Consider the following 23,454-nt stretch of genomic DNA (forward strand, 5'->3'; position numbering starts at 1 on the left):
CCTTGGCGCGGTCCCTCATGCTGCAGGGCACGGGCTCTGACGTTGGGAAGTCCGTGTTGGTGGCGGGGCTATGTCGCGCGTTCCACCATCGTGGCCTGACGGTCAGGCCCTTCAAACCCCAGAATATGTCCAATAATGCGGCGGTCGCCAAAGAAGGCGGCGAGATCGGTCGTGCCCAGTGGCTGCAGGCACAGGCATCCTGCGTTGACCCCAGTGTTCATATGAACCCGGTTCTGCTGAAGCCGGAAAGCGACACGGGCGCCCAGATTGTGCTGCAGGGGCAAGTGTACGGCCGGGCCGAGGCACGAACCTACCAGGAACGGAAACAGGAACTGTTTGCTCGTGTGGTCGAAAGCTTTGACCGCATGAAGGCGGAAGCCGACCTCGTGCTGGTGGAAGGCGCGGGCAGCCCGGCAGAGGTGAACCTGCGCGCCACTGACATCGCCAACATGGGGTTTGCACTTCCCACTCAAACGCCGGTGGCACTGGTTGGCGATATCAACCGGGGCGGGGTGATCGCAGCCATTGTCGGTACGCATGCGCTGTTGCCGCCTGAGGAGCGCGCGCTGATCAAAGGGGTGATCATCAACCAGTTTCGGGGTGATGTGCGCTTGTTTGATGGCGGACTAGAGACCATCACAGATGTAACCCAGTGGCAGAACTTTGGCGTGGTGCCTTTCTTGCGCTGTGTGCGCGACCTGCCGGCCGAAGATGCGGTGGTGCTCGAGAGCGCGAGCGAAAAACGCGAAGGCGGTTTGCGCATCGTGGTGCCGATGCTATCGCGCATCGCCAATTTTGATGACCTTGACCCCCTTCGGGCTGAGCCGAATGTCGAGGTGGTGTTCGTGCGGCCGGGTACGCCCCTGCCGCGTGATGCCGACCTCATCGTGCTGCCGGGCACGAAGGCCACCATAGCTGACCTTCGCTTCCTGAAAGTCGAAGGGTGGGACACCGATATCATAGCCCATGTACGCACAGGCGGGCATGTTCTGGGTATTTGCGGTGGCTATCAGATGCTGGGGCAGAAGGTGTCTGACCCTGAAGGTATTGAAGGCGCGCCTGATGAAGAAGCCGGCCTTGGCCTGCTGGACGTGGAAACGGTCTTGTGCCCCGCCAAGGAAGTGCGTGATGTGGCCGGCCATGCCCCGGACCTGGGGGCTGAGGTGACCGGATATGAAATCCACACAGGCCGCACGTCAGGCCCCGCACTCGACCGTGCCTTCATTCTTTCTGGAGGGGAAAGGCTGGGTGCAGTGTCTCAACAAGGTCGTGTGATGGGGACATATGTACACGGGCTTTTTGACAAGGCGGCCTTCCGAAATGCCTTCCTTGTCCGCCTTGGGCTGGCGAATGGCATGATGGAAGATCATCACCACCGGGTGGACCGGGCGCTTGATGATTTGGCTGAGGCCCTTGAAAAGCACCTTGATCTTGACGCCCTTTATGCGGCAAGCAGATAGACGGGCACACTGCCATGGGTAGCCAAGGGGCACGGTTATGGAAAATCTACTGACGATCTTTGATATCGCGGGCATCTTTGTGTTTGCGGTCTCAGGCGCGCTGGCCGCCATCCGGAACGGCATGGACCTTTTTGGTATTATTGTTTTGGCGCTGATGCCTGCAGTTGGCGGAGGCACGCTGCGTGACCTGATGCTGGATCAGCCGGTGTTCTGGATTGAAGGCACCCAAACCATCTGGATCGCGCTTGGCGCTGCTTTCGTTACTTTCCTCGGTGCGCGCTATCTGGACGGCAAGCGCCTGACGTGGCTGGCGTGGGCTGATGCCATTGGCCTGTCGCTCTTTTGCGTCGTTGGCGCCGAGAAAGCGCTAGACGTCTCGGGCAGCATGCTTGTGGCCACTATGATGGGCGTGGTGACGGGCGTTGCCGGCGGAATCATCCGCGACGTGATCTGCAATGAAATTCCGTTTGTGATGAAAAGAGGCGAAATCTATGCCACGGCGGCTTTCTTCGGTGCCGGAGCTTTTTGCCTTCTTGTTTATATCGGCGTTTCCGGGCCAATTGCCCTGTGGCTTGCCATGCTTGGCGCATTCCTGATGCGCGCCGGCGGCATCGTCAAGGGCTGGACCTTGCCGCAGGCACTGCACTAGTCCTCTAGAAGCTTAGGATTTTTCCTGTTTTCGGGCTGACCCGGCCATTGACCATGTCGGTGTAGGTCGCAAGCATCATGCTGGGGCCTTCATCACGCTCGATGTCGATCCAGCTTGCGGCGGGTTTGATGAAGTTGAGCCAAGCTTCGGCTGTGTTTTTCTGGAAGCCCTCCGGGCCCCAATCCGCCAACCGCTTCTGGCCTTGGGACGGTGCAAAGAACATCGTCGGCTTTGCGCCAGGCAGGTTCGAATTGTCGCCCATCTCGTCCCAGTGGGACGCGCCAACGGCACAACTGTAAACCAGGTTGTCGGCAAAATGGCTATGCACATCGGTGCGCACCTGCCCACTGCCAGCCATGTCGATATAGATGGTCTTCTTGCTGGCATCCAGACTAGCCACGTCGTCATATGCAATAGCGCGGTCATAGCAACCCAGGCTTTCGACGAACGCTATGTTCCCGGGCGAGGTAAGGCCGACCACCTCAATGCCTTCCCTCTTGGCCAGTTGGAACGCTGCGCCGAACGCAGTTTTCGAAGATGCACTGGAGAGTACCACCTGCGTGGCACCGAAAAAGTCATTGTCGGCCATGAAGTCATCAATCAGGAAACTGGTCATGAAAAGCGGTCGGAAGATCATCTGCAGGTCTTCCATGCTTTCCACATAGCCTGGGTCGGTGGCGGCATTGACATACTGGTTATAAACGATGGCCAGTTCAGCCCGGTGGGGGCTGCCGTCAAGGAAGCCCGCAGGTGATACCTTCGCTGGTTTGACCACCAGATGTGTCGACATTGGGTAGTACCCATAGAAGCGTTCGCCCACCTTCACATCCGGGTGGTTGCTGGCCTCAACGTCGGCGAAGCCCCACACGGGAATGCGTCCCCAGCCGTCGCTTGCCGGGAAAAACTGCCAGTATTTCATCACGTCACCGAAGGCCGCATAGGTCACATTGTTGGCGGTAAAAGCGAACCGGTCCAGCTTCAGAAGCACGTCACCATCCTTCAGGTCAGGCAGGTCGTGGCTTCTGAACTCGGTCTTGTGGAGGTCTGCTTTCGCGACCAGGAAATCGGTGCACTGTGTCATGTGATGCTCTTTTGCCCATGGTTTTCATTTTGTTCGTTACACATGACCTAGGGTGAAGCTTTTCGCATTCAACTTCTCTTGTCGGGTGTAGGGCAAAAAGGCATACTGCATCCAATTGGAGATCCTAGAGGACGGATATAATGGACTTTTTCAATTCGAACGACCTTGATACCGACAAGCTGGTGGCCCAGGCCACGGACATGGGTATCACCATTCTGGCAGCTATTCTGGTCCTGATTGTTGGCCTTTGGCTGGCCGGATTCGTTGAGCGCCGCCTGAATGCCGCCTTCAAGAAAAGCAGTAAAATCGATCCTACGGTATCGAGCTTCATGGCCAGCCTTGCAAAATATGCGGTGATCATCTTTACCGGTATTGCGCTGCTGGACCAGTTTGGCATCGAGACGACATCGCTTGTCGCGGTATTGGGTGCGGCCGGCCTCGCCATTGGCCTCGCGTTGCAGGGCACTTTGTCGAACCTGGCGGCGGGTGTCATGCTGCTGATTTTTCGGCCGTTCAGGGTGGGGCAATTTGTTGAAGTAGGAGGTCATGCGGGCACAGTAAAGGGGATTTCCCTTTTTCTGACCAAGCTGGACACCGGCGACAATGTGCGCATTACCATCCCGAACAATTCGGTATGGGGTAGCTCCATTCGCAACTTCAATCACCATGATACCCGGCGCCTGCAGATTGTGTATGGCATCGGCTATGGCGACGATATCGACAAAGCTATGGAGATTATCAAGGCCAGCATTGAAGCAGACGAGCGCTGCATGAATGACCCGGAGCCAGTGATTGCAGTGACATCGCTTGGCGAAAGTTCGGTGGATATCATGGTGCGCGTCTGGTGCGCGTCCGGCGACTATTGGGCGCTCAATTGGCATCTGCTGAAAACCGTGAAGGAACGGTTCGACGCCGAAGGGGTTTCGATCCCATTCCCGTGCCGCACCATTTATCAAGGCGAATAGGAGTTCAAGGCTACATCTTTCGTTTATAATTGTTGATCAGGGCAGCCTGCAGCCGGTCAAAACCATTTCATTGGTTGACTGTGCCGCAGCTGCCCTGTTTTATGTCGCGGGTGAGCCCTGCGGCTGGGTGGTGCAGGGCTCACATCAAAAAGAATATGGGCAATAACAAAAAATATCTCGTTACAGCTCCTGGAGGGGATCAATGATTAAAGCAGTACTCAAGTCGTCCGTTGCGGCGACGGCGCTGTTGCTTGCGGCATGCGGCAATGGTGAACAATCCAATGACACGCCTGCGAATGAGCAGGTTGTGGCCAAAGCCGAGGTAAAACCGGAGCTGGGCAGTTTCGGTGTTGACCTGACGGCGCAGAAAGAAAGCGTCAAGCCGGGCGACAACTTCTTCGAATATATGAACGGTACATGGCTCGATACTTTCGAGCTGCCGGCTGATCGCACCAACTACGGCGCCTTCACCGTGCTGGCTGAGCGCTCCCGCGACCGGACCAAAGCCATCATCGACGAAGTGACTGCTGGTGACTTCCCGCAAGGCTCTGTCGAGCAGAAAATTGGCGACTATTACAACAGCTATATGGATGTGGAAGCGATCAATGCCCGGGGCATTGAACCCCTGCGTCCGCTCCTTGATGAAATCGCGGCTGTTGAAGATGTGGCAGGTCTGATCCGCATGTTCGGTCGTGACGCCAAGGACAGCATGATTTCACCGGTATCGGGTGGCCTGGGCATCGACCGTGAAAACCCTGACTACTATATCCTGAACCTGGGTCTTGGCGGCTTGGGCCTGCCAGACCGTGACTATTACCTGGATGACAGCGAGCGCTTCCTGGGTATTCGCGAAGCCTACAAAGCCCACATCGCTGAAATGCTTGGGTTTGCTGGCGTCAGCGCAGAAGATGCTGCCTCGCAGGCAGAAACCATTCTGGCGCTTGAAACCAAGCTGGCCGAGAAGCAGTGGGAACGCGCAGACCGCCGTGATCGCACCAAAAACTTTAACCCAACCACGATGGAAGAGCTGAAGGCAAACTACACGGGCTTTGATTGGGATGCCTTCTTCGGTGCCGGCGGCCTTGAAGGCCTGAAGAAGGTGAATGTTACCGGACCGCAGCCGCTTAAGGATGCCATTGCGCTGGTGAACGAAGTTCCGGTTGCTGATTGGAAGGCTTACCTTGCGTATCACACCATTTCGAACCACGCGGCGATCCTGTCTGAGGAAATCGATACGGCGAATTTCAACTTCTTCGGCAAGACACTGCGCGGCCAACAGGAACAGCAGGACCGCTGGAAACGCGCAACAGCACGTGTGGGTGCCTTGGACGCGCTCGGTGAAGCCATCGGTCAGGTGTATGTGAAGCGTCACTTCCCACCAGAAGCCAAGGCTGAAATGGTCAAGCTGGTGGAGAACCTGCGTACGGCCATGGGCCAGCGCATTGATGGCCTTTCCTGGATGGGTGAAGAGACTAAGAAAGAAGCGCACGCCAAGCTGGCGTCCTTCAATCCGAAGATCGGTTACCCAGACAAATGGAAAGACCTGTCCAAGATTGATATCAAGGATGGTGATCTGTTTGCCAACGCCAAAGCGATTGATGCCTTCAACTATGAAGACCTGCTCGGTCGCTTCAAGCGCAAGACCGACAAGGACGAGTGGTTCATGACACCGCAAACGGTCAATGCCTACTATAACCCGCAGTTCAACGAGATCGTGTTCCCGGCCGCTATCCTGCAGCCGCCATTCTTTGATCTGGGTGCTGATGCAGCCGTCAATTATGGTGGTATTGGCGCGGTGATCGGCCACGAAATGGGCCACGGCTTCGATGACCAGGGGTCCAAGTCCGATGCCACTGGTGTGCAGCGCAACTGGTGGACGGACGACGACCGTGCGGCGTTTGAAAAGCTGACGTCCACGCTTGGCGGCCAGTACGACCAGTATGAGCCGGTACCGGGCAACCATGTGGACGGCACCTTTACCATGGGTGAGAACATCGGTGATCTGGGCGGCCTGCGGATGGCCTACACGGCCTACAAGCTGTCGCTGAATGGCAAGGAAGCGCCTGTGATTGATGGCCTGACCGGTGATCAGCGCTTCTTCATGGCCTGGGCACAGGTGTGGAAGCGCAAGTATGCGGAAGAAGAGCTTCTGAACCGCCTGAAGTCTGATCCGCACAGCCCGTCTGAATACCGCGTCAATGGTATCGTGCGTAATATGGATGAATGGTATGAAGCCTTTGATGTGAAAGAAGGTGACGCGCTTTACCTTGCGCCAGAGGATCGTGTCCAAATCTGGTAAGCGGATAGGCATAGAAATACTGAAAGGGCTGGGGGTTTCCCCAGCTCTTTTCGTTTGATCCAAAGAGCGGACAGTGCCTGGGAGCATTTTTCATGGACGACTTTGGGTGGGCCAACCTCCATGAGCCAAGCAACATGTCGGCGCAAGTTATAAACCTTTCGTCGCATTACCCTGGCCGCTTCGCGGCCGCTGCCGATAAATCTGGTCCTTGAATTAAGCGTCCAGTCATGGGGGGAGGGACACCAATGACCAGAAACGGTTTGGCGCTGCTTGCAGCCGCTTTTCTTTTATCAACACCCATCATTTCAGCCGATACCGAATCTGAACCGCAGATAAGGCACCATAAGATTGCAGAAGGCTTCCATGTTCTTTATGGCGGGAATGGTCTTGGGGCATCTGTGGGTGTGATTGAGACCTCAGACAGTCTGGTGCTTGTTGACACCATGCGTGACCGCACAACTGCCAAGCTGGCGGCAGCGCTTCAGGAAATTTCGGACAAGCCGGTAAGCCATGTGTTCAACACGCACCGGCATGAGGACCATACCAGCGGCAACAGCGCCTTCGTCGAGCAGGGGGCAATTCTTGTGCGCCAGGCCAATGGCCCGGACGCTGATGAAGGCAGCCAGATACGCTTTGATGAAAAGGTGATATTGAATGTCGGCGGCGTGCGTTTCGAAGCCTACGCAGTCCAGTCTCATACGCCGGAAGATGCGCTGATCCGGGTTCCCGCGGCCAATGTCATTTTCCTGGGCGACACATTTACCACCAACTGGCACCCGACTTTTTATTCTGGCGGCGAAGCTGGACAGCTTGCCGTGATTGAACGGGCGTTGGCCCTTGCGGACGATAAAACGGTTATTGTACCCGGACATGGGAATGTGACGAACCGGCAAGGAGTAATTGTTTATCGGGATGCTTTCCGTGACTGGATGGATCGTATGCGCGAGTTGGCCTCCGCCGGATGGACGCCTGATCAAATGGCAGCTGATGCGGAATTGAAGGCTATTTCGAAAAGGTTCCTGCAGGATGGCAGCAGAGACGAGATGAGGCCGGCGGGCTATAGGCGTTTCATCAAGCGTACGATCTCAACTGAATTGACGACGGCAAATGAAAGCGTGCTGCCACACCTTGGCGAGTATGTCGGCACCTACCGTTATGCAGATGGCATGTTGCTTCGGGTTGAACTAGCGGAAGGTGGTTTAACGATTTTCGAAGGTGGCCAACTTTCAGGCCATGTCATTCCGCTGTCGAAAGACAAGTTCCATTTCCCAGGCAGGCTGGAGGGAGAGGGCCATCTGACATTCCAGTTTGATGGCGGCGGCAATGTCACTGGCGCTACGTATGTCGGCGAAGACCAAAGCTGGCCTGCTGCACGCGTCCGCGACTAGTGAGGTAGCGGATTGTCTGGTATCCTGGGCATACGTGTGGAAGGGGGTACCATGACGACATCAATTTTTTGCCGCTTTACAGCAATCTCATTGTTCTTGCTGTTGCCGGGATGTGTGGGCAACAGCTTCTTTTGTAAAGCCGAACATGAAGACCCGAAAGTCGCTAGCTTGATGCGTGATAGCTGCCAGGGTAACCGCGGTGCCAGCATGCAACTCGGGTTGTGGTTTGAGGGCGAAGAAGACTATGAGCGTGCCGCGCGCTATTACCGTGCTGCTGCCACGCCCGACATTGGCCAGACCTATATCTATGTGCCGCCAGCAGGCGATGTGGGCGGCTATGTAATGCCCATCGATACCGGACCTCGCACACCGGGCAATGCCGAAGCGCAATACCGGCTGGGGTTGATGTACCGTGACGGCAGGGGCGTTAAGCAAAGCGCCTCCAAGGCGCGCAATTATTTCCGGCAGGCGGCCGAACAGGGCCATGCAGACGCAAAAGCTATCCTGGCAGTTACCGGGTAGCCTCCTTGATGAGCCAGTCCCTGAAGGTTTTCACTTTTCGCAAGCTGCCGCGGCTGTCGGGGTAGGCCAGATAATAGGCGTTTCGGCTTTTCACTGGTCCGCCGAATGGGGCGATCAGGCGGCCGGTCGCCAGGTCGTCCGCCACATACATCAGCGGCAGAACCGCCACCCCGAGGCCCGACCGCGCGGCCTCGATCATCATGGTGAAATTCTCGAACTGGGCACCGCCGCGGGCGCCGTTGTCTGTTTGCTGCCTGCCTTCCAGCCATTCCGTCCAAGCCGTGGGGCGTGTGGTCATCAAAAGCCGATCATAGTCCGCGACGTTTGCCTCTTCCTTGCCCTTCATCAGGGTGGGGGCGACAACAGCGATAATCTCTTCGTCCACCACCTTGTGGCTGGTCATGCCGGGCCAGTTACCGTCGCCATACTGCACAGCAACATCTGCATTCGCCGTCTTGAAGTCATCAGGTGTCAGGCCGGTGATGATATTCAACTGGATGTCGGGGTACGCATTGGTGAAGACGCCAAGGCGGGGGATCAGCCAGCGGGAGCCAAACGTGGGCAGAAGGCCCAGCCGTAACACCCGGTCATCCGCACCCCAGGTGATGAGCCTGAGGGTTTCGCTCTCAAGCCCAGCCAGCAGGGGCACGACGGCATCCGCATATTGCTTACCAGCTTCTGTGGGAATGAGCCGCTTACGCTCGCGGGTGAACAGGCTTTGACGCACGAATTCCTCGAGGTTGCCGATCTGGCGGCTGACGGCGCTTTGCGTCAGGTTCAAGGCTTCTGCGGCACGGGTGACCTGGCCGGTCTTCATGACTTGTTCGAAGCATTCGAGAGCGATCAGGCTTGGTATTCTGCGTTTCATGGTTCTATTTCATGATTATCTGTAATGATGATAGTCCTAAATGTTACTTTATGCGCCTGAGAATTGCTATATACATTCATTAAATTCATTAAGTGCCCGCCTCTCGGGCCTAGTTGAGGGAAGAATAATGTCGAAGCCAACATTCAATTGGGAAGATCCGCTGCTCCTTGATGAGCAACTCACCGAAGACGAGCGCATGATGCGTGACGCTGCCCGCGCTTACTGTCAGGACAAGCTGATGCCGCGCATTCTTGAGGCCAATCGCCACGAGCGTTTCGACCGCGAGATCATGAGCGAACTGGGTGAGATGGGCCTTCTTGGTGCGACGCTCCCTGAAGAATTCGGCGGCGCTGATGCATCCCACGTGGCATACGGCCTGATCGCCCGTGAGGTTGAGCGTGTGGACAGCGGGTACCGCTCTGCCATGTCTGTACAGTCGTCCCTCGTGATGTATCCGATTTACGCTTATGGCAGCGACGAGCAGCGCAAGAAATATCTGCCGAAGCTCGCGTCTGGTGAGATGGTTGGTTGCTTTGGCCTGACTGAGCCTGATCACGGCTCTGACCCTGGCGGCATGAAATCCCGCGCCGAAAAGGTTGATGGTGGCTTCAAGCTGACCGGCAACAAAATGTGGATCACCAACAGCCCGATCGCTGATGTGGCTGTTGTGTGGGCCAAGTTGGACGGCGTGATCCGTGGTTTCATCCTCGAGCGCGGCATGGAAGGGTTCGAAACGCCGAAGATCGAGGGCAAGATGAGTCTGCGCGCCTCTATCACCGGCGAGATTGTGATGGACGGCGTGTTTGTGCCGGAAGAAAATCTGCTGCCGAACGCCAAAGGTCTGGGCGGCCCATTCGGCTGCCTGAACAAAGCACGCTTCGGTATCGCCTGGGGCGCCCTTGGTGCCGCTGAATTCTGCTGGCACGCCGCGCGTCAATATACCATGGACCGTTCGCAGTTTGGGCGTCCGCTGGCGCAGAACCAACTGGTGCAGCAGAAGCTTGCGAACATGCTGACGGAAATCACGCTTGGTCTTCAGGCTTGCCTGCGCGTCGGCCGCCTGCTGGACGAAGGCAAGTCCGCGCCTGAGAATATCTCGCTGATCAAGCGCAACAGCTGTGGCAAGGCGCTGGATATCGCCCGCATGGCGCGCGACATGCACGGCGGCAACGGTATCTCTGACGAATTCCACGTGATTCGCCATATGGTGAACCTAGAAACGGTGAATACCTACGAAGGTACCTATGACATTCACACATTGATCCTGGGCCGCGCACAAACCGGCCTGCAGGCCTTCATGTAAGCAAGTCCGAGTTCGGAGTAAGCGATTATGGCAGGCCCTTTGACAGGTATCCGTGTACTTGACCTCAGCCGTATCCTGGCCGGGCCCTGGGCGACCCAGTGTCTGGCCGACCTGGGCGCCGAGGTCATCAAGGTCGAGCGCCCCGATGTGGGCGATGACACGCGCACCTGGGGCCCGCCATTCTTTGAGGACGGCGACAAGCCGGTCTCCGCCTATTTCATGTGCGCCAACCGGGGCAAGAAATCGGTGACCATCGATTTCACCAAACCGGAAGGGCAGGCGCTCATTAAGAAGCTGGCCGAGAAATCTGACATTCTGGTCGAAAATTTCAAGGTTGGCGGCCTTGCAAGATATGGCCTCGACTATGAGAGCATCAAGGCGGTTAATCCGGGGCTGATCTATTGTTCGATCACCGGCTTCGGCCAGACAGGGCCCTATAAGGACCGCCCGGGCTATGACGCGCTTATCCAGGCACTTGGCGGCCTCATGAGCATCACGGGTGAGCCGGACGGCATGCCCGGCGGCGGACCGCAGAAGGTGGGCGTGGCGGTGACAGACTTGTTCACCGGGCTCTATAGCACCATTGGCATTCTGGGCGCGCTGCACCACAAGGCACGGACGGGTGAGGGCCAGCATATCGATATGGCGCTAATGGACACGCAGGTGGCTGTGCTCGCGAACCAAAGCATGAATTATCTGGTCTCAGGCAAGGAACCAAAGCGACTCGGGACCGCGCATCCCTCCATTGTGCCCTATCAGGTGTTCGCAAGCGCCGACGGACACATGATGCTGGCGGTGGGCAATGACGGCCAGTTCGCGCGCTTCTGCGTGGCTGCAGGCATGCCGGAAGTCGCTGCGGACCCACGCTTCAAATCGAACCCCGGGCGGGTGGAAAACCGTGAGGCACTGATCCCCTTGGTGGCGGAAGCCATCGCGCGCAAGACGACGGACGAATGGATCGCGCTGCTGGAGGCACACAATGTGCCGGGCGGGCCGATCAATACTATGGAGCGGGTGTTCGATGATCCGCAGGTGGAAGCGCGCGGTGTGGCGCTGGCGCTGAAGGCAGAGGATGGGTCCATCATGCCGTCTGTGGCCAACCCCATACATTATTCCGGTACGGAAATAAGTTATGACAAGGCCCCACCAGCGTTGGGTGCAGACACAGATGATGTGCTCAAAGACGTTCTCGGTGTGACAGACGATAACCTGAAGCTCGTGCGGGCCTCGAAGGTGCTGGGCTAGTCGCCATCAAACGTCACACCCGGCATTGGCCGGGTGTTGACCTTCAACTCGAACACATCCGGGCGGCTATAGTGGCCGTCTGTATCCAGCGCCTGGCATTCCTCAAGCTGCATCGCCATGTCAACTTCCCCCATCACCAGGCCAGCGCTGCTGTAAAGTGGTTCGGTAATGTAGCTGCCGTCGGCGGCGATGATGGCACTGCCGCCCGTGTGGATCAGGTCATCTGCGCCACCCGGCATGGAGGCCAGCATGGCTTCGGCCTCTGGTGCGTCCACATCCAGTGACCTGAAGCCTGCAATAACGTCCGCTTTGGTCAGCACGGCGCCCGCCGCGGCCACGGCACATCGCCCTTCAAAGGCATACTGGCGGCTGGCGATATGGTTCATTTCCTTGACCATGGGCCACTGGGCTATGTGAATGGCTTCGCCTTTCGCATGCATGGCGGCCCGCGCCAGCGGCATCCAGTGTTCCCAGCATATCAGCCCACCAAGGGTGCCCCACGGCGTGTCGATGGCAGCGAGGGTTGACCCATCACCCCGGCCCCAAACCAGCCTTTCGGTATAGGTGGGAACCAACTTGCGGTGCGGGACAGGGGCTTCTGCGCCCGGCGTGAAATAGAACATGCTGTTGTAAAGGGTGTTTCCAATTCGCTCATGTGCGCCCATCACCAAATAACTGCCAAGCCGGTCGCAGGCCTCCTGCAGGCGCGCCAGATGCTTGTCACCCAATCGCACGCTGTTTTCTGCCAGTAGCCGAAACAGCGCCTTGGCACCTGGGTCATCCCATAGGCCCGCGCCGGGCGCGAAATCAAGCCACACAGGATAGCCCGGCAGCCAGGTTTCAGGGAACACGATGATGTTGGCGTCTGTCTTCGCAGCCTTTTCCATATGCCCGATGGCCTTCGCCACGCTTGCAGGCAGGTTCAGGAAAACAGGTGCTTCCTGGACGATGGCGATGGTTGGTTTTGTCACGATGTTTTCCCTTAGAATGGTTTGGAGACGCCAATGAGCAGGAGAGTGTCGTTAACGTCTGCCACGTGACCTGCATTGAAGCGCTGGCCTGCATTGGCCTCGAGAAGCCAGCCCCCCATCTGTGTACGGTAGGCCAGTTCCAGGGCAAGTTCCCGCGATGACGGCGCCAATGAAAGCTGCCGCTCTGTGAACAGCACATTGCCTTCCGCATCCAGCCTGTCGCCAACCGTCAGACGTGCAGTTGCGCTTTCTACACGCAGTGGCTGGTGCAGGGTCAGGCTCAACTGGTCAGCGTCTGATATGACATCCATGGCCGTCAGGCGTGCCGTGAAGCTGGTGCCCAGAATGGTGCCCACATCATCAAACAGGCTGCCGGTGCGCGCGGACGGATGGGTCATGGTTGCTGTGCCGCTCACGCTGGCGCTGATGTTGTCGGATATGAACCATGTGCCGCTGGTGCCAAGCCATGTGGTGTCCGCGCCCCCCGCAAGTGACAGGCCGCCTGCTGATTGGCTGCCCAACACGCTGCCATCTTCGCGCATTAGCCCGGCCTCCAGCGCCCATGTGGCGTGCGCGGTGAAGTGCTCGAACCGCGCACCGACCGATTGGGTGCGGCTGTCGGTCCGGAAGGCCTTCACGGGGTGGCGGTCTGTGCCGCTGTCTTCATCGAACGATAAGCCAACCCACAGCATGCTGTTTTCGCCAACGGGTTGGCCAATGGTCATATAGCTGCCGCCATTATCGGGCAGAGGGCTTGTGTTCGCGCCAGTAACAGAGAGAGTATGCCCGGCCCGGTAGTCAACCGGTTGACGCCTCAGCGCATCAGTCAGGCTGCGACCGGTGCCGATAGCCCATAGGGTATCGCCCAGTGTGCCCGTGAATTCAAAACTGGCGTCTACGACGGGGTCAAAGCTGTGTTCAGCTTGCCCAGTCAGGGCAAAAGCAGGGGCATGGTCTCTCTCGCGCGTAAGGGAATAATTCAGCGCCATGCCACCAAGGCCAATACTGCTGGCCTGCTGGTCGCGCCGCAGGTTCAGCGCGCCTTCAAGCAGGCGCTTCTCTGTGCTTCCTTGCACAAGGCCTGACGCGTCCATCTGGAAATCGCGGCCGTAGCTATCGAGGATCATGATGTTGCTGAGGCCTCTGTTCAGGTCCTCGGCGTCCCCGAAGGCGCTGCCCAGCAGGATAGCAGAATCGGCCACCGGCTGCGCGCCGGCTTTGATCGCCACCTTGGCCTGGCCTGTCGGCTGCAAGGCTGCGTCCAGGTTCAGGAGGCCGTGGCCATAGACATTATCCACCCCCGCTTCGCCAAGATCGGTAGCGGTTTCAAACAAGATATCCGCGACCTCACGGGCCGTCAGGCTGGGCCAGCGATCCAGGATCAGTGCAGCGGCCCCTGTGATGTGGGGTGCGGAAAAGCTGGTGCCTGATAGGAAGTACAGGCCAGGCCCTTCGGCTTCCGTCACCCATGGCACAACTACCCGCTCGCCGGGGGCAACAAGAAAGTGAAACCGTGCAGGCCCATTCCCAGCCCGGTCCGAAAAATCCGAAATCTCCAGGTTTTCGTCCACGGCACCGGCGATGATCAGCGCGCCTGGGCCACTGTTCAGGATGCCACGTTCGGCCAGCCGTTCGATGGCCTCGAGGTTTGATAACGACGGCTCTGGGTCATAATTGTTTCCGGCTGAGCTGACGATCAGCGCACCAGCCTCAATCGCAGTCGTTTCAAATTCGAGCGTGTAGCGTTCGTCCACATCCGGCAGGTTGCTGACCACATCGTCTTCATCAAAACCAAGCGATTTGTTGATCACCCGCGCGCCATTCTCGAAGGCATACAGATAGGGGTTTGAAACGGTGTAACGGATGCCGTTTTCTGTTGTCTGATAGCTGCGCACGCCGGAAAAGAAGTCGACTGCGATCACCTCTGCGTCGTAAGCTACACCGTGTGTGTCGCTGTCGTTCTTGACGCCTGCCGCTGTTACGGCGACGGCCTGGCCGTGGGGCTGGGTTGACGCTGGCCTGTCGAACTGGGCTTCATAGATGGCACGCAGGTCTGGGTCTGCATCGCGGCTGGCGCTATGGAAATTCAGCTCGTTCGATGTGAAGTCAAAGTTGAAATCCACGAGACCGATGGTGACGCCTTCGCCCGTATAGCCTTTGGCGTAGGCACTCGCCGCGTTGATGGCATCAAGCCCCCAGCTGCGGTTATACTCATCGGTCTTGAAATCATCCGGATTGCCGTCAAGCGGCGGTTGTTCGGGTGGCGTGACAACGGTTGGAATGACGGGCGCAAGTCTTGGTGAACTGGAGCCGCCACAGGCAGCCAGCGTCGTCGACGCAGCCAAAAGCCCGGCAAATTTGAGCCAACTGAAGTGATGACGCATATGGTTCCCCTTTAACCCAAGTCCCACAGCACGACTTTAGATGAAACTGATTGTTGCACAAGCAAGCTGAACAAAATTTGAACGGACTTCACGGGGGCGCACACGAATAGTTGACGGTGGCTTGAAGTGCGCGGCCCGTTGTTCGCTGATACATCATCGGCAACAGAGACAGGAGCCAGCTATGAAGCGCATTCTACCTTTTTTGACCTTCATTCTTTTCATTGCAGCCAGCCCAGCCCAAGCTGGTGAAGACCCAATCTATACCGGCATCTTCAATGACCGTGCGGCGAGTGGTTATGATGTTGTGTCCTACTTTACTGATGGTAAGGCGGTGAAGGGCGACAAGAAATTCCAGACGGACTACATGGGCGCAGAGTGGCGGTTCACATCGGAAGAGCATCTTAATGCTTTTCTTGCGAATCCGACCCACTATGCCCCCCAGTATGGCGGCTATTGTGCCTGGGCCATGGGCCGCGGCTACACGGCGAAGGGTGATCCGGAAGTGTGGCGTATCGTCGATGGCAAACTTTATCTCAATTACGACGAGTCGGTGAAAGCCCAATGGGAGACCGACATCCCAGGCTTCATCATGAAGGCTGATGTGAACTATCCCAAGCTTGTCGACCTTGAGGAATAGGCATGCGGACTGTCCGGAATATGATCGCGCTGACCCTGCTGATCTCAGGCATGGCCGGGGCAGTGGCTGCGAATGCGCCGACGCTGGGTGTCAATCATATTGGCCTTGCTGTTTCCAACCTGGACGCGTCAGCTTCTTTCTTCATTGATACACTTGGCTGGCGCCGAGCCGGTGGAGACGCCGATTACCCTGCGATTTTCGTCACTGACGGTGAAGCCTTCGTCACTTTATGGCAGGTCGAAAACCCAGCTGAGGCGGTAGCTTTCGACCGAAAGAAGAATGTCGGCCTGCATCATATGGCGATAACGGTGGAAAGCCTGGACGCGCTGCATGCCCTACATGCCAAGTTCCTGCAAACCAAAGGTGTGACCATTGAATTCGCGCCCGAGTTCATGGGGCAGGGGCCAACCACGCATATGATGATCCGTGATCCATCGGGGTTGAGACTCGAATTTATCGTGCCCGGGAGCCGAATGCCAAAGGCTGGTGACGAATAGGTTCTAGGTCCATTCGCCTTCCGTCGGAATCTTGAGCGTGGTGCCACAGTGCTTGCAGTGGACGGCGTCGGGGTCATGCCGGTTCAGGCCGCATGTTTCGCAGGGATATTGCACCTTGGTGGGGCGGAAGATGGTCTGAACCAGACGCAGAAACAGCGCCACGCCAAACACCATGATCACCACCGAGACCATGCGCCCGAGCGTATCATCCATGGTGATATCGCCGAAGCCGGTGGTCGTCAGCGTTGCCACCGTATAATAAAGCGCATCAAGGTAATTGTTGATGGAATCGTTCCTGCCGGCTTCCAGCACATACACAACGGCAGTAATAACAAACACGAAAATCGCAAGATTGACGCTTGAGAGAACCACCTGCTCGTTCTGTCGGAACCAGGAAGATTCCTGTCGGATGGTCTTGAGCATATGATAGCTGCGCATCAGCCGGAGCATACGCACGACCCGTAGGAATCCAAGGTTGTCGATGAACAGTGGCGCGATGAGCGAGAAAATCACGATCAGGTCTGCGAGTGAGCTGAAATTGATCAGGAAGCGCACTTTTCTCCGCGCGATGTAGAGCCGGGCGGAAAATTCCGCCAGTAGGAACAAGGCGATACTGTAATCAATGATATAGGTGGCCCAGCCCTGCTCAAGCAGTGAGGACAGGATGAAGAAGGCAATGGTCAGCAAGTCCAGCATCAGCAGGGCGAGGCGGAACCTGTGAGCCCGCTGGTCTGACCCGAAATAGAGTTTGCTGAGTTTCTCTTTCACCTGTGATCCTCCCCCGGATTAAGCACGCACCTGTTCTGGCTGCGTGCTTCCCGGAAACTGCCCTATTGGGGCGTGACCTGCAAGTGTCTTGGCGTTATCACAGGGGTGTGATTGACGCATCGCAGAAATGAAAGATACACTCCCAACTCTTCAGGGAAGTTCGTCTAACATACGGGTAATCCGTATCAGAGGGAGTTTTGCATGAGTATGCTGCGTATCTTCGTGGCTCTGGTGGTTGCGTTTGGTCTTTTGACCAGCGTCACACGAGCCGACACCAAAGACCCCATCATCGTTTATGATACCCAGTTCCACCCAACGATTGCCCGAAACGGCATGGTGGTGAGCCAGGAAACCTATGCGTCAAAAGCCGGTCGCGAGATTCTGGAGCAGGGTGGTAACGCAGTCGATGCCGCGGTGGCCACGGGCTTTGCATTGGCCGTGACCCACCCGCAAGCCGGCAACCTGGGGGGTGGCGGCTTCATGATGATTTATCTGAAGGAAGAGGACCGGGCCATCGCGCTGGACTATCGCGAGATGGCGCCAGCCGCCGCGCACCGGGACATGTTCCTTGACGAGAATGGCGACGTGGACAAGAAGCGTGTGCGCTTCACGTTGAAAGCCAGCGGCGTACCGGGGACCGTGATGGGCCTGACAGAAGCGCTGGCGAAATATGGCACCCTGCCACTTGATGTGGTGATGGCGCCCGCAATCCGCCTGGCTGACGAAGGCTTCCCCATGACCTGGGCGCTTTATGAATCGCTTGGCCGCTATGCCGGTCGTCTGCAGGCCGACCCGGAAAGTGCCAAAAACTATTATAAGGCGGATGGATCGCTCTATGAGGCAGGCGAGCTGTTCCGCCAGCCTGACCTGGCGGCCACACTGAAAGCCATCGCGGCCAATGGCGCTGCTGGGTTTTATGAAGGGCCGGTCGCCGACAAGCTGATCGCTGCGATGCAGGCGCAGGGCGGTATCATGACCCATGAAGACCTGCGGAAGTACCACGCGGTTGAGCGGGAGCCCCTGGTGGGGACATACCGCGGCTTCAAGGTTGTCACCATGCCGCCACCGTCGTCAGGCGGGGTGCATGTGGTGCAAATGCTGAATGTTCTTGAAGGCTGGGACCTGAAGGCACTTGGGCACAACAGCGCGGCCTATATTCACCGGCTAACGGAAACCATGAAGTATGCCTATGCGGACCGCTCAAAGTACCTTGGTGACCCGGATTATTTTGATGTCCCGGTCGGGGCGCTGACAGACAAAGCCTATGCAGCGTCCATCAGGGGCAAAATCAAACTGGACCAGGCCACCCCATCGACCGCGATTGCCCCGGCGCAGAGCCTGCCTGAGGAAAGCAATGACACCACGCATTTTTCCGTCATGGACAAGGCCGGTAATATGGTGGCCAACACCTACACGCTTAACTTTACCTATGGCAACGGTCGTTCGGTGCCCGGCGCGGGCTTCCTGCTGAATAACGAGATGGATGACTTTTCTGCGAAGCCGGGTGTGCCGAACGCCTTCGGTCTGCTGGGCGGTGAAGCCAACTCGATCGAGCCGGGCAAACGGCCGCTCAGTTCCATGACCCCCACATTCCTGTTCAAGGATGGGGAGCCGTTGATGGCGACGGGCAGCCCTGGGGGGTCCACCATCATCACGGTGGTCTTGCAGGCCATCCTGAATGTGATGGAGTTTGACATGAATGTGCAGACAGCCATCAGTGTGCCGCGCATCCATCACCAATGGTACCCGGACCGCTTGTATCTTGAGCCAGGCCATTCGATCGATACTCGTCGTATCCTGGGGCAGATGGGCCATCAGGTGAAGACGGAAGCAACCGAGGCCTGGGACAGTGTTTTGGGGTCAGCCCAGTCACTGATGCGGACGACAAGTGGCATGATCCTGGGCGCAGCCGACCCACGTCGACCAGGATCGTATGCTGCGGGCTTTTAGCGCACCTGATCAATAAGCCAAAAAGAAAGGCCACCGGAAATCCGGTGGCCTTTTTGTTTCTGGCAATACCGCAAGTGCTATTCAGCTTGTTGCGGGAGGCTGCCTTTCGGTTGGCCCTTAAAGCGGCGTTTCGCACCAGCCCACATGCGGCCGAAGAAACCACCAATGTCAAAGCCGATGGTATAAAGCGCCGGCACCATGAACAGGGTGACGAAGAAGGCGATCAGGACACCGCCCGCCAAGGCCACAACGATGGGCTTAAGGAAGGCTGCCTGGATGGACCGCTCCAGCATCATCGGCACCAGGCCAACGAAGGTTGTCACTGATGTCAACAGGATCGGGCGGAACCGTGCCACACCTGCTTCCACAATTGCTTCGTAGGGGTCCATGCCCCGCTCGCGCAGCTTGTTGCAGTAATCCACCAGAACCAGGTTGTCGTTCACCACGACCCCCATGGCGGCGGCTATGCCGAAGTAGCTGAAGATTGCCATTGTCATATCTACCGCCAGGTGGCCGAAGATGGCACCTGCAAGGGCATACGGCATGGCAATCAGGATCGCAATCGGCTGCCAGTAGCTGCGGAACGCAATTGCCAGCATTGCATACATGACGAAAAGCGCAGTGGCATAGAGCTTCAGGACTTGTGCGATGAAGCGGGCTTCACCTTCGGCCTGGCCAATGGCGCCACGAATGATCCCTGGATATTGCTTCTCCCACTCAGGGAAGAAGTTTTCATTCAGGTCCTTCATGATGTCTTCGCGGATATTCTCTTTCATATCCGCGCTGACCCTTGCGGCCCGGTTCATGTTCCAGCGCGCGATCCGGTTGATACCCGGTGCATACCGCAGTTCGGCGATGGACATCAGGGGCACTTCTTCGCCGTCAGCCGTACGAACACGGAAGTCCTTCAGGCTTTCGATCGACCGGCGGCTTTCCCGTGGATAGCGCACCATCACCTTCACATCCTGACCATCGCGGGGCAGGCGCTGGACTTCTTCACCATAGTAAGCCTGACGAACCTGGCGGGTCACATCCGCCAAGGTAAGGCCAAGCTTTTCGGCGCCCGGCATCAGTTCGATCCGAATTTCCTCGGACGCACCTTCCAGGTTGTTACGAACATCATAGAGTGCGTCATAGGTGCGCAGCTGATCTTCTAGATCATTTACTGCTTCACGTAACAGGTCCAGGTCGGAGTGGCGAACGGACAATTCAAAGCCCGGGTCATTGTCGTTGGAAGAATAGTGAACCGTTACTTCCTTCGCGTCAGGAATAACGCCAATCAGGTCGCGCAGGCGCAAAGCAGTTTCCTTGGCAGTCATGCTTTGAACTGCTTCAGGGCGCTCTTCTGGTGGCGTCAGTTTCACGATGGCTATAACGCTGTCACGACGGGACCGGGTGTACCAGTTTTCAATAAGGGCACCTTCGGTATTCGTTTTTGCGTCAACTTCGCGGACCAGCTCTTCTTCCGCAGCCTGTACCTGCGCCAGAATTTCCAGCGCACGACTATATGATGCGCCTTCAGGCAGAACCACATTCACGTTGATCTCGTCGGATTCGATATCCGGCATGAAGGCTTTCTTCACATAGCCGATATTGAAGAGACCAAGGGCAATGACAAAGACAGCAACAAAAACAGAGAAGGTCAGATAGCGGCGCTTCACGGCCCACTGGCCAAGTCCACGATAGTGGTTGTGGGCAAAGGTCGTGATGCCGTCGGCAATACGCTTCTGGAATTTCCCGAAGCGGCTCAGGTTTTGTCGTGGTTTCAGGCCCGACAGGTGGGCAGGCAGGATCAACAGTGATTCCACCAGCGAGAACGCCAAGGCACAAATAACCACCCATGTAATGTGGCGGGTAAATTCAGACGTTGAACCATCAATGAAAACCCAAGGCAGGAAGGCAATGATGGTCGTCAGGACGGCAAAAATAACCGGTTTGGCAACCAATTGGGTACCGAACACTGCAGCGGTGATGCCGCCACCAGTCTTCTGGCTTTCCGTATGGATGCTTTCGCCAACAACAATCGCATCGTCTACCACAATCCCCAGCACAAGCAGGAAGGCAAAGGTGGACAGGAAGTTGATGGAAATGCCCAGCGATGGCAGGAATACAAAGGCGCCTGCATAAGCCGTGGCAATACCAAACGCCACCCAGAAGGCCACCTTAGGCCTCAAGGTCAGCATCAGGACGATCACAACAAGGACAAGGCCCCAGAAGGCCGAGCTGCCAATGGTTTCCATGCGACCCTTGAACAGTTCACTATTGTCTGTCCACAACGTCAGCTTTGCACCAGTTGGCAGTGTTTTACTGCGCTCATCGACCCATTTGTTAATGGATTCAGAGGCCGTGACAATGTCCATAACCTCTGTAGTCATCACCTGCAGAAGAACTGCGGGTTCACCGTTCAGCGTTGCCAGGATTTCATTGTCTTCGAAACCGTCGATAACCGTCGCGACATCGCCGACACGAATGGTGCCGCCGTCGGCCGTTTGGCGAACGATGATGTTTTCGAAATCGGCTTTGGTGTCGGCCATATTACGGGCCGTCAGCTTGTATTCGCCGGCGTCTGTCCGCACGGTACCACCTGACGAGTTCAGGCTGTTGGCGCGAATAACGGCGGCCACATCTGCGAAGCTGATATTATAGCGGCGCAGCGAATTCTCACTGACCTCTATCGACACTTCCTCGCGGCGTACGCCGAACAGTTCTACGATGTTTACCGCAGGGAGCTGGGCCGCTTCCCGGCGCAGCTTTTCAGCCAGACGCTTTAGCGGCCGTTCGCCAATATCGCCATGGACGGCAACTCGGATCATCTCGTTCCGGTTTACCCACTGCTGGACCCTTGGGGGTTCAATATCGCGTGGGAAGCTGGAGATAGAATCGACACGGATTTTCACGTCGTTCATGAACTGAGTGAAGTCGACGCTCTGTTCCGCAAGGATATAGATCTCGCCCGAGCTTTCGCCGGCAAAGGAGCGTACCCATTCGATGTTATCCAGGTCTCTTACCGATTCCTCGATACGGGCGACAATCTGTTCTTCAACTTCTACCGGGCTGGCGCCAGGCCAAGCCACAACGATCTGCAGGCCAGGGAAACGAACTTGTGGGTCAAGTTCCCGCTCCATCGACGTGAAAGCGAAGAAGCCTGACATGAAGATGCCGAACATCAGGAGGTTGGCCGCAACCTTGTTGCGGGCCCACCATTCAATTAATCCATTCATGATCTGATCCCCTTAGCGTGAAGCTGGATCGGCTTGGGCATTGCGCGAGATGGCAGTAGCCCCCATACCGTCGTATGCGCCGCGAACCGGTGAGGTTACTACCTTTTCACCAGGTTCCACGCCCGAAGTGACAACTACGCGATCCGCGGTTGTCGACAAAACGTCAACCGTGCGAATTTCAAGCTTTTCATTCTTGATCACATAGACCTTGTCTTCGCTCCGCAGAGCCAAGCGCGGCATCACGAGCGCATTCTGTGGGTTCACGCCTTCAATTTCGGCGCTCACGAACAGCCCGACAGCCAACGGCATGCCATAGTCGTCAACCGAAACGCCGTAAGGATCTACGACTTCGGCAACTGCATACATCAGGCGGGTTTTCTGGTCGACCGATGCGTGCGTCCGCACGATACGGCCTTTCCACAAATGGTCGTCGCCGCCAAGGTTGGCCTTGAAGGTAACAACAGGAGCATTTGCGCCAGTTGCTACAAAACCGATAGGCAGGTTCAGCTCAGCCAATTGGCTGTCTGTCAGTGGCAGGCGAACTTCAACTTTGTCCGTGGCAAAAACGCGGCCCAGTTGGGCGCCAACATTCACAAACTGGCCAACACCGACCTTGCGTTCCAGCACGCGGCCCTGGAAGGGCATTTTGATTTGTGTGCGGGCGAGGTCCAGCTTGGCTTTTTCAAGGTCAGCTTCAGCAGCGCGCAGCTTGGCTTGTGCCTCAGCAACCTGTGGCTGGTTCAGGGCCAGAGGCGTTGGTTCGCCATCCTTAACCCAGTCTTGCCACTGTTTTTTCTTGATGCGAGCGTCTGCCAGTTCCTGCTCTACGCGAACGCGGGCTTCTGCTACCCGGGCTTCAGAACTAGTAACGGCGAGCCTATAGTCGGCATCGTCAATCTGAATCAATGTCTCGCCCGCGGTGAAGCCTGCGCCTTCCGCAAAGGAATCGGAAATCGCGATAATTCGGCCCGATACCTGTGGTACCAGATCGACTTCTGTCTTGGGGCGAACTTCGCCTTGTGTCCGGACAGAAAGCGTTACACGTTCAGCGCGCACTTCATCTACATAAAGTGAGACCTGCCGAGGCGCTTCTTCTTTCTTTTCCGGGGCTTCTTTTGCTGCGGCCAGCACTACAACAGAACCGATGGCAGCCGCCAGCACCAATCCAGGTGCGGCAATCTTTAAAATCTTCCTCACGTCATCCTCGCGTTTTTTCTGTGTGGCTTGCGCCACTTGTCGTTTTTTT

At 57.0% G+C, this 23,454-nt stretch carries 18 protein-coding genes; 11 read left to right on the plus strand and 7 right to left on the minus strand.

The window, feature by feature from the left end; genetic code table 11:
- Positions 1 to 2 precede the first annotated feature (2 nt).
- Positions 3 to 1,460, plus strand: coding sequence for a cobyric acid synthase (locus tag B3Z17_RS14715; RefSeq protein WP_286830547.1), 1,458 nt, complete (start codon positions 3 to 5; stop codon positions 1,458 to 1,460).
- A 37-nt stretch (positions 1,461 to 1,497) separates the two neighbouring features.
- Positions 1,498 to 2,109, plus strand: coding sequence for a trimeric intracellular cation channel family protein (locus B3Z17_RS14720; RefSeq protein ID WP_286830548.1), 612 nt, complete (start codon positions 1,498 to 1,500; stop codon positions 2,107 to 2,109).
- A gap of 4 nt (positions 2,110 to 2,113) precedes the next feature.
- On the opposite strand, the gene B3Z17_RS14725 is transcribed toward B3Z17_RS14720, so the two are convergent.
- Positions 2,114 to 3,190 carry a DUF2855 family protein gene (locus B3Z17_RS14725; protein ID WP_286830549.1) on the minus strand — a complete coding sequence of 359 codons (1,077 nt, stop codon included), beginning with the start codon at positions 3,188 to 3,190 and terminating at the stop codon, positions 2,114 to 2,116.
- Positions 3,191 to 3,330: 140 nt separating this feature from the next.
- Here B3Z17_RS14725 and B3Z17_RS14730 point away from each other — a divergent pair, with 140 nt between their 5' ends.
- The 4 genes from B3Z17_RS14730 to B3Z17_RS14745 all read left to right on the plus strand — a co-directional run bounded on the left by B3Z17_RS14730 (position 3,331) and on the right by B3Z17_RS14745 (position 8,364).
- Positions 3,331 to 4,155: a mechanosensitive ion channel family protein gene (locus tag B3Z17_RS14730; protein WP_286830550.1), complete on the plus strand. Its 825-nt coding sequence runs from the start codon at positions 3,331 to 3,333 to the stop codon at positions 4,153 to 4,155.
- Between the two features lie 202 nt (positions 4,156 to 4,357).
- Positions 4,358 to 6,454 (plus strand): M13 family metallopeptidase, encoded by a 2,097-nt coding sequence (locus B3Z17_RS14735; protein ID WP_286830551.1) that lies wholly within the window; start codon positions 4,358 to 4,360, stop codon positions 6,452 to 6,454.
- A 245-nt stretch (positions 6,455 to 6,699) separates the two neighbouring features.
- Positions 6,700 to 7,842 carry an MBL fold metallo-hydrolase gene (locus tag B3Z17_RS14740; RefSeq protein WP_286830552.1) on the plus strand — a complete coding sequence of 381 codons (1,143 nt, stop codon included), beginning with the start codon at positions 6,700 to 6,702 and terminating at the stop codon, positions 7,840 to 7,842.
- Between the two features lie 51 nt (positions 7,843 to 7,893).
- On the plus strand, positions 7,894 to 8,364 hold the full coding sequence (locus tag B3Z17_RS14745; protein ID WP_286830554.1) for a tetratricopeptide repeat protein: 471 nt from the start codon (positions 7,894 to 7,896) through the stop codon (positions 8,362 to 8,364).
- Here B3Z17_RS14745 and B3Z17_RS14750 read toward each other — a convergent pair.
- Entirely contained in the window at positions 8,354 to 9,232 is an 879-nt protein-coding gene (locus B3Z17_RS14750) for a LysR substrate-binding domain-containing protein (RefSeq protein ID WP_286830556.1), read from the minus strand. The two genes, B3Z17_RS14745 and B3Z17_RS14750, sit on opposite strands and share 11 nt — an antisense overlap.
- 127 nt (positions 9,233 to 9,359) lie before the next feature.
- On the opposite strand from B3Z17_RS14750, the gene B3Z17_RS14755 reads away from it, so the two are divergent.
- Together B3Z17_RS14755 and B3Z17_RS14760 are read left to right on the plus strand one after the other, a co-directional pair.
- A complete protein-coding gene (locus B3Z17_RS14755; RefSeq protein WP_286830558.1) occupies positions 9,360 to 10,535 on the plus strand; it encodes an acyl-CoA dehydrogenase in 1,176 nt (391 codons plus the stop codon).
- Between the two features lie 27 nt (positions 10,536 to 10,562).
- Positions 10,563 to 11,780 (plus strand): CaiB/BaiF CoA transferase family protein, encoded by a 1,218-nt coding sequence (locus B3Z17_RS14760; protein ID WP_286830559.1) that lies wholly within the window; start codon positions 10,563 to 10,565, stop codon positions 11,778 to 11,780.
- Here the strand turns inward: B3Z17_RS14760 and B3Z17_RS14765 are convergent.
- Together B3Z17_RS14765 and B3Z17_RS14770 are read right to left on the minus strand one after the other, a co-directional pair.
- On the minus strand, positions 11,777 to 12,751 hold the full coding sequence (locus B3Z17_RS14765) for a carbon-nitrogen hydrolase family protein (RefSeq protein ID WP_286830560.1): 975 nt from the start codon (positions 12,749 to 12,751) through the stop codon (positions 11,777 to 11,779). The genes B3Z17_RS14760 and B3Z17_RS14765 overlap by 4 nt on opposite strands.
- 11 nt (positions 12,752 to 12,762) lie before the next feature.
- A complete protein-coding gene (locus tag B3Z17_RS14770; RefSeq protein WP_286830561.1) occupies positions 12,763 to 15,135 on the minus strand; it encodes a S8 family peptidase in 2,373 nt (790 codons plus the stop codon).
- Between the two features lie 181 nt (positions 15,136 to 15,316).
- Here B3Z17_RS14770 and B3Z17_RS14775 point away from each other — a divergent pair, with 181 nt between their 5' ends.
- Together B3Z17_RS14775 and B3Z17_RS14780 are read left to right on the plus strand one after the other, a co-directional pair.
- Entirely contained in the window at positions 15,317 to 15,772 is a 456-nt protein-coding gene (locus B3Z17_RS14775) for a YHS domain-containing (seleno)protein (RefSeq protein ID WP_286830562.1), read from the plus strand.
- A gap of 2 nt (positions 15,773 to 15,774) precedes the next feature.
- Complete coding sequence (locus B3Z17_RS14780; RefSeq protein ID WP_286830564.1) at positions 15,775 to 16,269, plus strand: VOC family protein; 495 nt, start codon at positions 15,775 to 15,777, stop codon at positions 16,267 to 16,269.
- 3 nt (positions 16,270 to 16,272) lie between these two features.
- Here the strand turns inward: B3Z17_RS14780 and B3Z17_RS14785 are convergent, their stop codons facing one another.
- Entirely contained in the window at positions 16,273 to 17,037 is a 765-nt protein-coding gene (locus B3Z17_RS14785) for a potassium channel family protein (RefSeq protein WP_286830565.1), read from the minus strand.
- 201 nt (positions 17,038 to 17,238) lie between these two features.
- On the opposite strand from B3Z17_RS14785, the gene ggt reads away from it, so the two are divergent.
- A complete protein-coding gene (ggt, locus tag B3Z17_RS14790) occupies positions 17,239 to 18,987 on the plus strand; it encodes a gamma-glutamyltransferase (protein ID WP_286830567.1) in 1,749 nt (582 codons plus the stop codon).
- 77 nt (positions 18,988 to 19,064) lie between these two features.
- Here ggt and B3Z17_RS14795 read toward each other — a convergent pair whose 3' ends face one another.
- Both B3Z17_RS14795 and B3Z17_RS14800 read right to left on the minus strand, forming a co-directional pair.
- Positions 19,065 to 22,208 carry an efflux RND transporter permease subunit gene (locus B3Z17_RS14795; protein WP_286830568.1) on the minus strand — a complete coding sequence of 1,048 codons (3,144 nt, stop codon included), beginning with the start codon at positions 22,206 to 22,208 and terminating at the stop codon, positions 19,065 to 19,067.
- Positions 22,209 to 22,220: 12 nt separating this feature from the next.
- Complete coding sequence (locus B3Z17_RS14800; RefSeq protein WP_286830569.1) at positions 22,221 to 23,405, minus strand: efflux RND transporter periplasmic adaptor subunit; 1,185 nt, start codon at positions 23,403 to 23,405, stop codon at positions 22,221 to 22,223.
- Positions 23,406 to 23,454 lie beyond the last annotated feature (49 nt).

The sequence above is a fragment of the Kordiimonas sp. UBA4487 genome (assembly GCF_002389025.1).
GTDB classification, from domain to species: Bacteria; Pseudomonadota; Alphaproteobacteria; order Sphingomonadales; family Kordiimonadaceae; genus Kordiimonas; species Kordiimonas lacus.

What these genes read in the sequence shown, in the direction of transcription:
- B3Z17_RS14720 (WP_286830548.1), top strand. Translation starts at nt 1,498, where the DNA reads ATGGAAAATCTACTGACGATCTTTGATATCGCGGGCATCTTTGTGTTT.
- B3Z17_RS14725 (WP_286830549.1), bottom strand. Translation starts at nt 3,190, where the DNA reads ATGACACAGTGCACCGATTTCCTGGTCGCGAAAGCAGACCTCCACAAG.
- B3Z17_RS14730 (WP_286830550.1), top strand. Translation starts at nt 3,331, where the DNA reads ATGGACTTTTTCAATTCGAACGACCTTGATACCGACAAGCTGGTGGCC.
- B3Z17_RS14735 (WP_286830551.1), top strand. Translation starts at nt 4,358, where the DNA reads ATGATTAAAGCAGTACTCAAGTCGTCCGTTGCGGCGACGGCGCTGTTG.
- B3Z17_RS14740 (WP_286830552.1), top strand. Translation starts at nt 6,700, where the DNA reads ATGACCAGAAACGGTTTGGCGCTGCTTGCAGCCGCTTTTCTTTTATCA.
- B3Z17_RS14745 (WP_286830554.1), top strand. Translation starts at nt 7,894, where the DNA reads ATGACGACATCAATTTTTTGCCGCTTTACAGCAATCTCATTGTTCTTG.
- B3Z17_RS14750 (WP_286830556.1), bottom strand. Translation starts at nt 9,232, where the DNA reads ATGAAACGCAGAATACCAAGCCTGATCGCTCTCGAATGCTTCGAACAA.
- B3Z17_RS14755 (WP_286830558.1), top strand. Translation starts at nt 9,360, where the DNA reads ATGTCGAAGCCAACATTCAATTGGGAAGATCCGCTGCTCCTTGATGAG.
- B3Z17_RS14760 (WP_286830559.1), top strand. Translation starts at nt 10,563, where the DNA reads ATGGCAGGCCCTTTGACAGGTATCCGTGTACTTGACCTCAGCCGTATC.
- B3Z17_RS14770 (WP_286830561.1), bottom strand. Translation starts at nt 15,135, where the DNA reads ATGCGTCATCACTTCAGTTGGCTCAAATTTGCCGGGCTTTTGGCTGCG.
- B3Z17_RS14775 (WP_286830562.1), top strand. Translation starts at nt 15,317, where the DNA reads ATGAAGCGCATTCTACCTTTTTTGACCTTCATTCTTTTCATTGCAGCC.
- B3Z17_RS14780 (WP_286830564.1), top strand. Translation starts at nt 15,775, where the DNA reads ATGCGGACTGTCCGGAATATGATCGCGCTGACCCTGCTGATCTCAGGC.
- ggt (WP_286830567.1), top strand. Translation starts at nt 17,239, where the DNA reads ATGAGTATGCTGCGTATCTTCGTGGCTCTGGTGGTTGCGTTTGGTCTT.
- B3Z17_RS14795 (WP_286830568.1), bottom strand. Translation starts at nt 22,208, where the DNA reads ATGAATGGATTAATTGAATGGTGGGCCCGCAACAAGGTTGCGGCCAAC.